The organism is Oerskovia douganii (assembly GCF_015142735.1).
Lineage (GTDB): Bacteria > Actinomycetota > Actinomycetes > Actinomycetales > Cellulomonadaceae > Oerskovia > Oerskovia douganii.
On record NZ_JACSPN010000031.1, the window covers coordinates 31,419 to 44,439 of the forward strand.

13 protein-coding genes are annotated in these 13,021 nt (G+C 70.5%); 7 read left to right on the forward strand and 6 right to left on the reverse strand.

Annotation, left to right across the window (positions count from 1 at the left end; genetic code table 11):
* The first annotated feature begins 137 nt into the window (after positions 1-137).
* From H9623_RS17375 to H9623_RS17395, 5 genes are all read left to right on the forward strand, one after another.
* On the forward strand, positions 138-1,742 hold the full coding sequence (locus tag H9623_RS17375) for an ABC transporter substrate-binding protein (RefSeq protein ID WP_193721271.1): 1,605 nt from the start codon (positions 138-140) through the stop codon (positions 1,740-1,742).
* A 582-nt stretch (positions 1,743-2,324) separates the two neighbouring features.
* Positions 2,325-2,870, forward strand: a complete 546-nt coding sequence (locus H9623_RS19680; protein ID WP_321575519.1) for an ABC transporter permease — start codon at positions 2,325-2,327, stop codon at positions 2,868-2,870.
* On the forward strand, positions 2,863-3,684 hold the full coding sequence (locus H9623_RS17385) for an ABC transporter permease (RefSeq protein ID WP_193721272.1): 822 nt from the start codon (positions 2,863-2,865) through the stop codon (positions 3,682-3,684). Before H9623_RS19680 ends, H9623_RS17385 begins: the two co-directional genes overlap by 8 nt.
* Positions 3,681-4,595 carry an ATP-binding cassette domain-containing protein gene (locus tag H9623_RS17390; RefSeq protein WP_193721273.1) on the forward strand — a complete coding sequence of 305 codons (915 nt, stop codon included), beginning with the start codon at positions 3,681-3,683 and terminating at the stop codon, positions 4,593-4,595. The genes H9623_RS17385 and H9623_RS17390 overlap by 4 nt, the downstream gene beginning before the upstream one ends.
* Positions 4,595-5,257 (forward strand): ABC transporter ATP-binding protein, encoded by a 663-nt coding sequence (locus H9623_RS17395; RefSeq protein ID WP_193721274.1) that lies wholly within the window; start codon positions 4,595-4,597, stop codon positions 5,255-5,257. Before H9623_RS17390 ends, H9623_RS17395 begins: the two co-directional genes overlap by 1 nt.
* A 112-nt stretch (positions 5,258-5,369) precedes the next feature.
* Here the strand turns inward: H9623_RS17395 and H9623_RS17400 are convergent, their stop codons facing one another.
* From H9623_RS17400 to H9623_RS17415, 4 genes are all read right to left on the reverse strand, one after another.
* Positions 5,370-6,779: an NAD-dependent malic enzyme gene (locus tag H9623_RS17400; RefSeq protein WP_193721275.1), complete on the reverse strand. Its 1,410-nt coding sequence runs from the start codon at positions 6,777-6,779 to the stop codon at positions 5,370-5,372.
* A gap of 313 nt (positions 6,780-7,092) precedes the next feature.
* Positions 7,093-7,956, reverse strand: a complete 864-nt coding sequence (locus H9623_RS17405; protein WP_193721276.1) for an HAD family hydrolase — start codon at positions 7,954-7,956, stop codon at positions 7,093-7,095.
* A gap of 131 nt (positions 7,957-8,087) precedes the next feature.
* The gene (locus H9623_RS17410; protein WP_227748849.1) at positions 8,088-8,711 is read right to left on the reverse strand and encodes a GNAT family N-acetyltransferase; all 624 of its coding nucleotides are present in this window, start codon (positions 8,709-8,711) and stop codon (positions 8,088-8,090) included.
* Positions 8,712-8,787: 76 nt separating this feature from the next.
* Entirely contained in the window at positions 8,788-9,387 is a 600-nt protein-coding gene (locus H9623_RS17415) for a recombinase family protein (RefSeq protein ID WP_227748850.1), read from the reverse strand.
* Between the two features lie 154 nt (positions 9,388-9,541).
* On the opposite strand from H9623_RS17415, the gene H9623_RS17420 reads away from it, so the two are divergent.
* Positions 9,542-10,183 carry a class I SAM-dependent methyltransferase gene (locus H9623_RS17420; RefSeq protein WP_193721277.1) on the forward strand — a complete coding sequence of 214 codons (642 nt, stop codon included), beginning with the start codon at positions 9,542-9,544 and terminating at the stop codon, positions 10,181-10,183.
* Here H9623_RS17420 and H9623_RS17425 read toward each other — a convergent pair.
* On the reverse strand, positions 10,134-11,363 hold the full coding sequence (locus H9623_RS17425; protein WP_227748863.1) for an IS30 family transposase: 1,230 nt from the start codon (positions 11,361-11,363) through the stop codon (positions 10,134-10,136). The genes H9623_RS17420 and H9623_RS17425 overlap by 50 nt on opposite strands.
* A gap of 131 nt (positions 11,364-11,494) precedes the next feature.
* Complete coding sequence (locus H9623_RS17430; RefSeq protein WP_193721278.1) at positions 11,495-12,325, reverse strand: hypothetical protein; 831 nt, start codon at positions 12,323-12,325, stop codon at positions 11,495-11,497.
* Between the two features lie 110 nt (positions 12,326-12,435).
* On the opposite strand from H9623_RS17430, the gene H9623_RS17435 reads away from it, so the two are divergent.
* On the forward strand, positions 12,436-13,005 hold the full coding sequence (locus tag H9623_RS17435) for an AlbA family DNA-binding domain-containing protein (protein ID WP_193721279.1): 570 nt from the start codon (positions 12,436-12,438) through the stop codon (positions 13,003-13,005).
* The last annotated feature ends 16 nt before the right edge of the window (positions 13,006-13,021 follow it).

The window sequence follows — 13,021 nt, forward strand, 5'->3', positions numbered from 1 at the left end:
AGTCTAGACCCGATCGGGTGACCCGCGTCACTGTCTTCCGAAATGGGAGAAGGTGCTGACAAAAGCCCACGAGCCGTCGCGCGCGCTGCGAAGGGAACGTCGTGGCGCGATCTCGAGCAGTACGTCCTGTCCTCCCGGTGATCGCCCTGAGCGGCGCGCTGGTCCTCGCCTCGTGCACCGCCCCCGGAGGGAGTACCGGCGGCGGGAGCGCCGCGGGGGCCGACAGCACCGACGGCATCGTCCTCGCGGACGGCTACGAGCTGGGCGGGTACAACCCCGTCGCGGGCTTCGGGGCCGCGGGCGAGGCCAAGATGTACGACGGCCTGGTCCGACTGACCGGAGGCGAGGGGATGCCGGGGTTCGAGCCCGCGCTCGCCGCCGAGCTGCCCACGGCGAACGAGGACGCGACCGTGTGGACCGTGACGCTCCGACCGGGCGTGACGTTCTCCGACGGGAGCACCCTCGGCCCCGAGGACGTCGTGGCGACGTACGAGGCGATCCTCGACCCGGCGTCCGCGTCGGAGGCGCGCTCGTCGTTCGACATGATCGAGGAGGTCGTCCAGACCGGCGACGACACGGTCGAGCTCCGTCTCGCGTACTCCTACGCGCCGCTCCTGACGAAGATGCTCATCGGCATCGTCCCGTCGGAGGCCGTCGCGACCCCGGGCCTCGCTGCCGAGTCCCCCCTCAACACCGAGCCGGTCGGCACGGGCCCCTACACGCTCGTCGACCTGTCCCCGGACCGTGCGGTCCTCGAGGCCAACGAGGACTACTGGGACGGCGCACCCGAGGTCAAGAGGCTCACCCTGCTCTACGTCCCCGACGACAACTCGCGCGCGCAGCGCATGGCCTCGGGGGAGATCGACGGAACCAACCTGCCGCCCCTGCTCGCGAACACGTTCGAGGGCAAGGACGGCACGACCGTCACCGCGCACACCTCGGCCGACTGGCGCGGCCTCTCGCTCCCCACGGACAACCCCGTCTCGGGGGACCCGGCGGTACGCATGGCGCTCAACCTGGCAGCGGACCGGCGATCGATGATCGACAACGTCCTGGGCGGGCACGGCCGCGTGGCGGCGACCCCGTTCCCCGAGGTCTACGGCGACGCGTACGAGCCGGACGCGGTGTTCGAGCACGACCCGGCCCGGGCCGAACAGATCCTCACGGACGCAGGCTGGGTCGAGGGCGCGGACGGCATCCGCGTCAAGGACGGGCAGCGCGCGCAGATCGCTCTCATGTACAACTCGGTCGACACCGTCCGTCGCGACCTCGCCCAGGCGTTCGCGTCGGACGCGCTCGCGGTGGGCGTCGAGGTGAACCTCGAGGCGCTGTCCTGGGACCGGATCGACCCGCGCATCAACACCGACTCGACCCTCCTGGGCGGCGGCGACGAGCCGTTCGACCCCGACACCCAGGCCTACGGTGCCCTGAGCTCGGTGTTCGTCCAGCCGGACGTCGGCAGCGTCTACGACAACGCGAGCGACTACCAGAACGCCACGGTCGACGCCGCGCTCGAGGTCGGGCGCCGCAGCCTCGACCAGGCCGAGCGCGACGCGGCCTACCGTGAGGTCCAGGACGCGTACGTCAAGGACCCGGGATACGTGTACCTGGTCTTCCTCGACCACACGTACGTCTCGAAGGACGCGGGGTGGGACATGTCCGGCCAGGTCCTCGAACCGCACGCGCACGGGGTGACCTGGGGCCCGTGGTGGTCGCTGCAGTCCTGGACGCGGGACCGGTGACCACGGTCCAGGCGGGGCGCGGGGAGCGCCCGGCCCCCCGGAACGGGCCAGGGGGTGGGCCCGCCGAGCCCGGCCGGTCCGGCACGGTGCCCGACGGCGCCTCCCGCCCCCCGGAGGGCGACGCACCCTCGGTGCGGGACCTGCGACGCGGGCGCCACCGTGACGTCTGGCGCATGGTGGGTCGCCGCCTCCTCTTCGTCGTGCCGGTCCTGGCCGCCGTCTCGGCCGGGCTGTTCGCGGCGGCGAGGTACTCGCCGTTCGACCCCCTGGTCGGGTACCTCGGCACCCGGTACATGACCACGAGCGAGGCCGACAAGGCGATCATCTCGGAGCAGCTGGGGTTCGAGCAGCCCTGGTACTCGACGTACGGGGGGTGGGTCCAGGACCTGTTCGGCGGGAACCTGGGCCTCTCGCGATCGTTCAACCAGCCCGTGGCGCAGGTCGTCGCCGAGCGTCTGCCGTGGACGCTGCTGCTCGCGGGGTCCGCGCTGGCGCTCGCGGTCGTGATCGCCCTGCTGCTGGGTATCACCGCGGGCGTGCGCAGCGGCGGGATCCTCGACCGGGGGGGTCACGGCGCTGTGCGTGGTGGTGCAGGGGCTGCCACCGTTCGTCCTGTCGCTCGCCGCGATCGCGGTCTTCGCGCTCACGCTGGGGTGGCTGCCCGCTGCGGGGCTCTCGGACGCAGGCTCGGACCCGACGGCCGGGGGCGTGCTGCGCCACCTTGTCCTGCCGGTCGTGGTCCTCGCGATCTCGCAGGTGCCGTGGCTCCTGCTCGCTGTGCGCGAGTCGGTCGTGACCTCGAAGGGCGAGGACTTCGTCGCGGGGGCCGTCTCGCGAGGCGTCCCGACGCAGGTCGTCACGCGCCGTCACATCGTGCCGACGTCGCTCGCGCCGTTCGTCAACGTCGTCGGGGTGCGGCTGCCCGAGCTGGTCGTCGGGGCGGTCCTGGTCGAGGAGGTCTTCAGCTGGCCGGGTGTGGCCGGGGCGATCGTGACCTCGGCCCGCGACCTGGACATGGCGCTCCTGGCGTTCCTGACGATCGGGACGACCCTCGTGGTCATGATCGGGTCGCTCCTCGCCGACGTGGTCGTGGCCCTCGTCGATCCCCGGGTCAGCACCGATGGCTAGGCGCCGGTTGCTGGTCGCCGGGTCGGTCCTGGCGGTCGTGGTGCTCTACGCGGTCCTGGTCCCGTGGCTCGCGGGGGTCGACGACCGCGTCACGGACTTCTCGCAGGCTCGTCTCGCGCCGTCGGGCGAGCACCTGTTCGGCACCGACTCCGCGGGCCGCGACCTGTTCGTGCGCATCGCGTCGGGCATCCGGACCTCGCTCCTCGTGGCGCTCCTGTGCGCGCTGCTCGCGACCGTGATCGGGGTCGTGGTCGGGACGGCGGCCGGGTTCTGGGGCGGCTGGCCGGACCGCGTCATCATGCGCAGCACCGACGCGGTCAACGCGCTGCCGCACCTGCTGCTCGGGATCGTGATCGTGGCCATGTTCCGCGGCAGCCTCGTCGCGATCGTCCTGTCGATCGCGCTGACCCACTGGACGCAGGTCGCGCGGATCGTGCGCTCGGAGATCCTGAGCCTGCGGCAGCGCCCGTTCGTCGACGCGGCGGTGCTCGCGGGCGCGAGCCGCCGGCAGGTCGCGGTGCGCCACCTCGTCCCGGCGACCGCGCCGCAGGCCCTGATCGCGGTGGTGCTGCTCCTGCCGCACGCGGTGTGGCACGAGTCGACGCTGTCCTTCCTGGGCTTCGGGCTGCCCCCGCACGAACCGAGCCTCGGCACGCTGCTCGAGGAGGCACGCAGCTCGCTGCTCCTGGGCGGGTGGTGGACGCTCGTGTTCCCCGCGGCCGTGCTCGTGGTCGTCACCCTCGCGGTGGCGTTCGCGGGACAGGCCCTGCGCAAGGTCATCACCCCACCCCAACCTTCGGAGCTGAGACTGTGAGCCTGCGCGTCGAGAACCTGACCGTGCGCCTGCCCCTGCCCGGCGGGTCGGTGGTCCACGCCGCGAGCGACGTGAGCCTCGACGTCCCGCGGGGCACCGTCACGGCCCTCGTGGGCGAGTCGGGCTGCGGCAAGTCGATCCTGGCCTCCGCGGTCATGGACCAGCTCCCGGCGGGTGCGTGGCGGACCGGGACCATCACGGTCACGACCGCGCAGGGGGTCGTCGACGTGTTCTCGGGGGAGCCCTTCCGGGGGCGGCACGCGGCCCTCGTCCCGCAGTCGGCGGCCACGCACCTGACACCCGTGCGCACCGCGCGCTCCCAGCTCGACGAGACCATCGCGGCCCTCGGCTCGGAGCGCACGAGCGACGACCTCGCGGTGCGTGTGGGCCTCGACCCCTCGGCCCTGGCCTGCTACCCGCACGAGCTCTCGGGCGGCATGGCCCAGCGTGTGGCCGTCGCGGGGGCGCTCGCGGGCGACCCCTCGGTCGTCGTCGCGGACGAGCCCACCGCGAGCCTCGACCGTGCCCTGACCGACAGGATCCTGGGGCTGCTGCGCGAGTGCGCCGACGACGGCGCGGCGGTCCTGCTCATCACGCACGACCTCGCGTCCCTGGTCCGCACGGGCGTGGCCGACCGGCTCGCCGTCATGTACGCCTCGCGCCTCATGGAGACGGGTCCGGCGGCCGAGGTGTTCGACGACCCGTGGCACGACTACACGCGTGACCTCCTGGGCGCGCTGCCCTCGCGGGGGATGCACCCGTTGCCGGGGCTGCCGCCGCAGCTCACCGACCTGCCGGACGACTGCGTGTACCACCTGCGCCGCCCCGAGACCCGGCAGTCGGGCGGACCGACGGCCCTGGTCCAGGTCGGCGACCGCTCGTACCGCACGCTGCGCGACGAGGTGGCCTGATGAGCCTCGCGGCGCACGGCGTGGTCGCGGGCTACCGACGCAGGCCGCCTGTCCTGACCGACGTGTCGATCAGCGTCCCGGCGGGCACGATCGTGGGGCTCTCCGGCCCCTCGGGCACGGGCAAGACGACGCTCGCCCGGGTCCTGGCGCTGCTCGACGCACCCCGCGCCGGGAGCGTGAGCGTCGACGACCAGGTCGCGACGGGTACGAGGTTCGCGGTGCAGCGGGAGCTGCGGGGTTCCGTGGCGATGCTGTTCCAGTCGCCGCGGGCGTCGACCGACCCGCGCCTGTCGTTGCGCTCGATCATCGCGCAGCCCGCCGAGGTCGCGCGCCGCCCGGTCGACGTCGAGGGTGTCGCGGCGCGCGTGGGGCTGACCCCCGACCTGCTCACGCGCCGGCCGTACCAGGTCTCCGACGGCCAGCTCCAGCGGGCCTGCCTGGCCCGGGCCCTCGCGCAGGGGCCGCGCTACCTGATCTGCGACGAGGCGACCGCGATGCTCGACGCCGCGACGACCGCGACGCTCGTGCGCCTCGTCGAGGCCGAGGCCGCCGCTCAGGACGTGGGGGTCCTGCTCATCAGCCACGACGAGGAGCTGCTCGCGGCGTGCTGCTCGCAGGTCAGCGCGCTCGCGGACCTGCGGAGGGAACCGGCGGGGCACTGACCTGTCGGCCCGGGCGAGGTGCGCCCGTGCGGGGGGCGAGGTGCCCGACGGCGGTGCGCGGCGTCGTCGGGCACGTCGCCGCGGCGCGAGGTCCAGCCGGGCCGGGCCTCGCTCAGACGACGGGCGAGGCGGCCTCCTCCGCACGGGCCGCGGCCTCGACCGCCGCCGCGACGACCGTCGTGACCTCGGGGTTGAACACGCTCGGCACGATGTAGGTCGGGTTGAGCTGGTCCTCGTGGATCGTCGAGGCGAGCGCGCGGGCCGCGGCGAGCAGCATGGTGTCGGTGATCTTGTGCGACTGCGCGTCGAGCAGGCCGCGGAAAACGCCGGGGAAGGCGAGCACGTTGTTGATCTGGTTCGCGAAGTCGCTGCGGCCCGTGCCCACGATCGCGGCGTGCTGCGCGGCGTCGACCGGGTCCACCTCGGGCTCGGGGTTGGCCATCGCGAACACGATCGAGTCGGGGGCCATGGTCGCGACGTCGTCGCCCGTGAGGATGCCCGGCGCGGAGACCCCGATGAACACGTCGGCCCCCGCGAGGGCCTCGACGAGCGTCCCGCTCACGTGCCGGGGGTTGGTGCTTATCGCGGTCCAGGCGAGCGCGGGGGACAGGCCCGGGCGGTCGGGGTGGATCACGCCGTCGACGTCGGCCACCACGACGTCGTGCGCGCCCGCGGCCAGGAGCAGCTTGAGGACCGCCGTCCCCGCGGCCCCGGCGCCCGACAGCACGATCCGCACCTCGGCCAGGTCCTTGCCCACGACCTTGAGCGCGTTCGTCAGCGCCGCGAGCGCGACGATCGCGGTGCCGTGCTGGTCGTCGTGGAACACCGGGATGTCGAGCTCGGCGCGGAGCCTCCGCTCGATCTCGAAGCAGCGCGGGGCCGAGATGTCCTCGAGGTTGATCCCCGCGAAGACCGGCGCGACGGCCTTGACCGTGCGCACGATCTCGTCGACGTCCTGCGTGTCGAGCGCGATGGGGAACGCGTCGATGTCCGCGAAGCGCTTGAAGAGCGCGGCCTTGCCCTCCATGACGGGCAGCGACGCGAGCGGGCCGATGTCGCCCAGGCCCAGGACCGCCGACCCGTCCGTGACGACCGCGATCGTGTTGCGCTTGATCGTCAGCCGACGCGCGTCCTCGGGGCGGGCCGCGATCGCCTCGCACACCCGCGCGACGCCCGGCGTGTAGATCATCGACAGGTCGTCACGGTTGCGGATCGGGACCTTGGACTCGATCTGGAGCTTGCCGCCCAGGTGCAGGAGGAACGTCCGGTCCGAGACCCTGTCGACCGCGACCCCGTGCAGCACGCGCAGGGCCTCGACGATCTCCGCCGCGTGCGACTCGCCGCGCGTCGCGACCGTCACGTCCACGCTGATCCGCTCGTGCCCCGACGCCGTGACGTCGAGGGCCGACACGATCCCGCCCGTCTGCTCGATCGCGGTCGTGAGCTCGCTGACCGCCGTCGGCCTGGCCTCGACCTGGAGGCGGACGGTGATGGACGAGGAAACGCTCGGCGCTGAGGTCATGGGGATCAGGGTATGCGGCACCGTCCCGGCACGGGAACGGCGCCCCCGGAGGGACGCCGTGCTCGCCAGCGGGGCGGGGGCTAACAAGCGTGCTGCGAGGGTAGTGCTGCAACGGGTCAAGCCCGGTCAGCCAGTCCTATGCGTGGACTTCTCGCGCGTGGGTTCCGCCCGCCCCTGATGCTGTTGTTCCTCAGTGATACTCCCGTCCCAGCCGTCGCGCAAGGGCCCGGCGGGCGCGCGGGCGAACCTCCACGCGGTGTTCGATCCCGAGCCGGGAGGAGCCGGACAACGGGGACCCCGCGCCTTCGAACGGCTAGCGGTCCGTGCCCCCGCCCGAGCGCCTGCGCGCCGCCCGCCACACGAGCCAGCCCACGACCGCGAGCACCACGGCGCCGCCCACGACCGCGGCGGTCCGCGGCGGCGAGAGCTGGGTGCGCAGCGTGACCGGCCGCGTGAACGTGAGCGTGCCCCAGCCGCTCTCTCCCGCGAGACGCCGCAGCGTCCGGTCCGGGTTGACCGCGAAACCGTGCCCGACGGCCCCGAGCATGGGCGCGTCGGTGATCGAGTCCGAGTACGCGTAGGACGCGTCGAGGTCGTAGCCGTGGGTCTCGGCGAGCTCGCGGATCGCGACGGCCTTGTTCTCCCCGTACGCGTAGAAGTCGATGTCGCCCGTGTACCGGCCCTCGACGATCTCCATGCGCGTCGCGACGTAGTGGTCCGCGCCCAGCACGGCGGCGATGGGCTCGACGACCTCCGACCCCGAGGCCGAGACGATCACGACGTCGTGCCCCCGGTCGTGGTGGCTCACGATGAGCTCGACCGCCTCGGCGTACACGACCGGGTCGATGTACTCGTGCAGCGTCTCCTCGACGATCTGCGAGACGGTCCGCACGTCCCAGCCCGTCACCAGGGCGCTCAGGTGCGAGCGCATGCGCTCGGTCTGGTCCGCGTCGGCGCCGCCCACCATGTAGAGGAAGTGCGCGTACGCGCTGCGCAGCACGTCGCCGCGGCTGATGAGCCCGCCCGCGTAGAACGGCTTGGAGAACGCCGCGGTCGACGACGTCGCGATGATCGTCTTGTCCAGGTCGAAGAACGCCGCGACCTTCCGCGGGCGCCCCTCGCGGGCGCCGGTGGCGGGGCGGTGGCCGGGCTGCGGTGAGTCCTGGAGATGGGTCACCCGGCGAGCCTAGCCGCAACGCGTCGTCGGCGGGGTGGTATGTCCGGCGGTCTCAACCCACCAACGCACCACCTGCTGCTGACGTTACCGGTGGGGGTGAGTTCGGTAGCAGATGTTCGCTCGAGTTGGCGCTAGATTCTCCGCTTGTACTGTCGGCAGACGTAGACCCTGCGGAAGCGTGCGCGGAGATCCGATTCGTGCTCGATCTCGGCATGGGCGAAGGCCCGGACGGGGGAACTCAGACCTGGCGGCGATGTGAATCCTTCGGCGGCTCCATCCCAGTCCTTGTAGACGTGCAGGTACCGGAACTCCTCGGCGAATCCGTGGCGCTGGTACCAGGCGTTCGCCGCGACGTCTTCGCGGGTCCAGGCATCGAGGCTCGTGACTCCCCGGTCGTCGAGCATTGGGAGAGCGCTCGTGAGCAGTGCACTGGCGATGCCTAGCTGGCCGTGGTCGGGGTGCGTCGCGATGGTGTCGATCGTCGCCGAAGCGCCATCGATCTCAACGTCGAGGATTCCGACGACTTCTTGATCGAGTACCGCGACGAGGCACAGTGCGGGACGCTCGAAGCGCGTCCGCTGGGGTTTGACGTCGTCGTAGTACTGCGAGCCAAGGAACGAGAGCGCCCGGCACCGTACCCAGCTCGGTTCGTCAACATCGAGGTACAGCCGGATCGACGCAACAGGACGTGCCCGGCCGTGTTCAACCATCAAGGACTCGTCGAAGCCAGCAGCCCGCAGGAAGTGTGAGGTCATGCGGTCAGGGTGCCCGCATCGGGCCCGGTGGTCGAGACAATTGCCTGCCGCCTCGTAGGGGCTGCTACTGACGGTCTCAGGCCATCGGCCCAGTGAGCGACGGGGCGACAGCGCGCTGGATGGTGCGATAGACGGTTGCGCGTGAGACGCCGAAGAGCTCAGCAAGCTCACCGCTGGTGTGCTCGCCGGCGGCGTGGACGGCCAGGAGGTGGCGTTGCTGGGCGGGCGTGAGCTTCGGCTTCTTCCCACGCAACCGGCCCTTGGCCTTGGCTATGGCCATACCTTCGCGGGTACGCGCGCGGATGAGGTCAGCCTCGAACTCGGCGACCATGCCCAGGACGTTGAACAGGAGCTTGCCGACGGGGTCGGTCGGGTCGTAGGCGTTGCCGCCCAGGGAGAGGACGATTCGGCGGCGGGTGAGCTCGTCGGCGATGTGCCTGGCGTCGGGCAGGGACCTGGCGAGGCGGTCGAGCTTGGTGACCACGAGCATGTCCCCGGCCCGGCACGCGGCGAGGGCTTCACGCAGCCCTGGCCGGTCGCGGTTGGTGCCGGTCAGGCCGTGGTCGACGTAGATCCGCTCGGCCTCGACACCCAGCCGCTCGAGCCCTTCGCGCTGGGCGGTCAGGTCCTGCCCTTGAGTCGAGACCCGCGCATATCCGATCTTCATACCCGTCATGGCGCAAGTGTCGCAGTTCAACCCCCTTCACCGGGCACATTTGCGGGCGGGTCTACCGGGCACCAAGAATTGGCGGAACCGCGTGCGTTGAGTTGGCGGGTCCCAGGTGCCCGGTGAGGGATCGGCTAACGGGCGCTGGCCTACTCTGCCTCCTATGAACGAACGACTGGCCCGGGCGCGAGCCGGGTACGACGCCGTCGCTGCGGACTACGCAGCGCTGCTCCCCGACGCGTCCTTCGAAGCGGGCATGGACCTGGCGATGATTGACCAGTTCGTTGATCAGCTGCCAGCAGGGGCACGGGTGCTGGATGCGGGGTGTGGCACAGGTCGGATGCTGGGGCACCTTCACGAGCGAGAGTCGTCCTTGCGCCTGGTCGGCATCGACCTCTCATCGGGGATGCTCGCGGAGGCAGCACGACCCACCGTCCCGACGGCGCTGGTGGCAGCCGATCTTGCAGCGCTCCCGTTCGACCAGGACGTCTTCGACGGAGTACTGGCGTGGTACTCGATCATTCACGTCCCCTCTGACGCGCTGGCAGCGGCCGTCGCGGAGATGGCTCGGGTGCTCCGACCCGGTGGAACCCTCCTGTTCGGCTTCCATGCGGGCACAGGGGAACGGACGATCACGAGCGCCTATGGGCAGCCAGTAGAGCTCACCTCGTTCTTGCACCTCACGACGGATGTCGCCGCGGCGGCGCGCGCTGCCGGGCTCGACGTGGATACCGTGCTGGACCGCGCACCGCGCCCTACTGAGAAGCACGATCAAGGGTTCGTGCTCGCACAGGCGCCGAAGTAGCCCACTCTGCTGCGAGCTGACGTGGAAGTCGAGAATCTGCAGCAGCCTGCCGAAACGTGTCCGCTGGCGTTGCCCAGTTGAGCACTCGCCGCGGGCGCTCGTTGAGGAGTCGTTGGATCCGCTCGAGCTCGACGTCGTCGGTCGCGGTGAGGTTGGACCGTCGCGGTAGGTACTGGCGCAGGAGACGGTTGGTGTTCTCGTTGGTGCCGCGCTGCCACGGGCTGCGGGGGTCGCAGAAGTAGACCGGTGCGTCGATCAGGGCGCTGAGGAAGGCGTGATCAGCCATCTCACGGCCACGATCCCACGTCAGGGACTTGCACATCCCGGGCGGCACGTTGAACAGCGCGCGGGCGACCGCGGTGCTGACGTCCTTGGCCTTGATCCCGTCGGGCAGCGGGACGATCTTCAGGTAGCGGGTCGAGCGCTCCACGAGCGTGGCCACCGCTGAGGGGCGCTTGCCCATCACGAGGTCACCTTCCCAGTGGCCAGGCTCAAGCCGGTCGGCCACGGTAGCCGGGCGGTGGTGGATGGACACCATGTCACGCAGCTGCCCCCGCCCGTGAGACCGCTGGACCATCCGGGGCCGTCGCATCGAACGACCCGTTCGCAGCCGCTGGTAGGTCGCCTTCGGAATCGACCGCGACCTCGGCAGGTACACCGCGCGATAGATCGTCTCGTGCGAGACCCACATGCCCGGCTCGTCAGGATGCTCACGGCGCAACCACGCCGCAATCTGCTGCGGAGACCAGTCCAGCTCAAGCCGCCCCAGCACCACGGTCCGCAACCGCTCGTCACCCGCCAGGCGCGGCACCCGCGGGCGCCGCGCCTCACTCTGGGCACGCCCGTCTGCCGTGGTCGCCCGGTAGGCGGCGCGGCCGCCGTTGCGCGCGATCTCCCGCGACACCGTCGAGGCCGGCCGGCCGAGCCCTGCGGCGATCGCCCGTCCAGACAGCCCGCTCGCGATCCCGCGCGAGATCTCCTCCCGCTCCCCAGGACTCAGGTGTCGCAGCGAACGCCTCGGCAGCGAAGGCCGGACCCCGCCATGGCGCAGCAAATACCGGCGCACCTGCTGCTCCTGCAGGCCAGCCCGATCAGCGATCCGCCGCAGCGATTCCCCCTCACCCCACGCCCCCCACACCACAGCCTGCTCCGGCGCCGACAACGACGTCCCAACACCCATCCCGGCCTCCACAACCACGCATCATCCACCCTCGTGGTGCGTTGGTGGGTTGAGACCGCCGTCGTTTTTGCGCAGGTCGAGGTTGAAGCCACTGTAACTCGCGACCGAGTGTCGGTCGAAGCGCGATGCGATCAGTAGATCGCGACGGCGTCGATGACGACTGCGGGGCCGGGAATGAAGGCCTGGACGTCGTCGGCCGGCAGGTCGATCGCAAGTGACTTCGACAGGCCGGCGACCATGTCATCCATGCTGGTCATGAGAGTGCGCTTCATCAGCCACTCCCAGCCGTGCAACAGCCACTTCTCGGTATTGAGGAAGTCGTCCTCCTCGATGAGTGATTCGACGGTGCCGACGAGTCCGATCTCTCCTTCGACCTGATCGGCCGCGGCGTCATCGACGAAGTGTCCTGGTCGCACGCTCACCAGAACCCGCGGTTCGAGGCCACAGCCTTCAAGCTCGAACAGAGTCGGCACGGGCACCAACTCGTTGCCCAGGTAGACCGCCTTGAGCGCTTCCTCCACACCGGTGGGCATCTGACCAGAGGTCAGGTCTTCTAGCGACGTAGCAGATGAGCGGATCGCCTGCAGCGCGACGTAGAGCAGCTTGCCTGCCACCGAAGCTGTAGTCAGGTGCGCTGCGCCTTCCAGGACCAGGGCGGTGTCCTTGTGCAGCGCGAGACCGGCGCTCGGTGCTTGGACGTGTCCGCCGTGACTGAGCTGGTCAAGAACCTTGCTCACTGCGGCCTTCTGATTCGGAGCCAGGGTGTAGCTGGTCTGAACCTCGATCTCCGTTCCGCGCTCACCACCTAGTTCGCTTCCTTTGAACCCGAGCTTCCCGCCCCCCTTGCGGTTCTTCATCGTGCGTTCGGTGATCTCCTGCTGTAGCGGTACACCAACATCGGCATACTCGGCCAGCGCGAAGAGAGTCTCAACATCCAGGAACTTCGGCGTACGCAGAGGCATGTGTCGATAGTGCCGCACCCCACCGACATCCAGGTCCTGCCGATCGGGCGAAGGTCCCCCGACGCGACGTCGACCTGGGGCAGTTGATCTGAGGCCCTACGCTCTGGGGCATGGCGATCACCTGGAGCAGGCTTCACGAACGTCTCGGAGTCCAAGTTGCACGGCCGCTCAGCGTCGCCGACATTGTCCAAGCCATAGCGCTCGATCTTGACGAGGACGAAGCGCTCGACTTCAAGGCACAGTTGCGAAGCGATGAAGCGGCGAAGGTCGAGCTCGCCAAGGATGTCGCGGCCATGGCGAATAGTGGTGGTGGCCTCATAGTCGTCGGCGTCGGTGAGGAAGGTGAAGAGAAACATCTCGTCGCCGCGCCGTACCAGATCCCTGCCGAGCCCGAGCAGGCGATTCACCAGCTCCTGGCGTCGCGCGTGCGCCCGCTCGTCCGGCCGGTCGTCGAGGCGATCCGAGGCGACGGTGAGACGAGCGGCTACTTGCTCATCCAGGTCCCTGACTCGCCTGCAGCTCCGCACTTCTACGAACACAACCCCGACCAGAGGACCCCGCCCGGTGCGCCCTTCCGCCACGGGTCCGGCACGCTGATGATGCGTGAGTACGACCTAGATGTACCCGGCCGTGAGGTTGGTGCCAGTTCCGGTTGTCGAAGGGAGGACCTCCGGGCTTAGTGGAGATGTCGAAGTC

Excerpts from the sequence above, each read along its gene's own strand:
- H9623_RS17400 (WP_193721275.1), bottom strand. The coding sequence starts at position 6,779 with ATGACCTCAGCGCCGAGCGTTTCCTCGTCCATCACCGTCCGCCTCCAG.
- H9623_RS17395 (WP_193721274.1), top strand. The coding sequence starts at position 4,595 with ATGAGCCTCGCGGCGCACGGCGTGGTCGCGGGCTACCGACGCAGGCCG.
- H9623_RS17385 (WP_193721272.1), top strand. The coding sequence starts at position 2,863 with ATGGCTAGGCGCCGGTTGCTGGTCGCCGGGTCGGTCCTGGCGGTCGTG.
- H9623_RS17425 (WP_227748863.1), bottom strand. The coding sequence starts at position 11,363 with ATGGGTGTTGGGACGTCGTTGTCGGCGCCGGAGCAGGCTGTGGTGTGG.
- H9623_RS17435 (WP_193721279.1), top strand. The coding sequence starts at position 12,436 with ATGGCGATCACCTGGAGCAGGCTTCACGAACGTCTCGGAGTCCAAGTT.
- H9623_RS17410 (WP_227748849.1), bottom strand. The coding sequence starts at position 8,711 with ATGACCTCACACTTCCTGCGGGCTGCTGGCTTCGACGAGTCCTTGATG.
- H9623_RS17420 (WP_193721277.1), top strand. The coding sequence starts at position 9,542 with ATGAACGAACGACTGGCCCGGGCGCGAGCCGGGTACGACGCCGTCGCT.
- H9623_RS17430 (WP_193721278.1), bottom strand. The coding sequence starts at position 12,325 with ATGCCTCTGCGTACGCCGAAGTTCCTGGATGTTGAGACTCTCTTCGCG.
- H9623_RS17415 (WP_227748850.1), bottom strand. The coding sequence starts at position 9,387 with ATGACGGGTATGAAGATCGGATATGCGCGGGTCTCGACTCAAGGGCAG.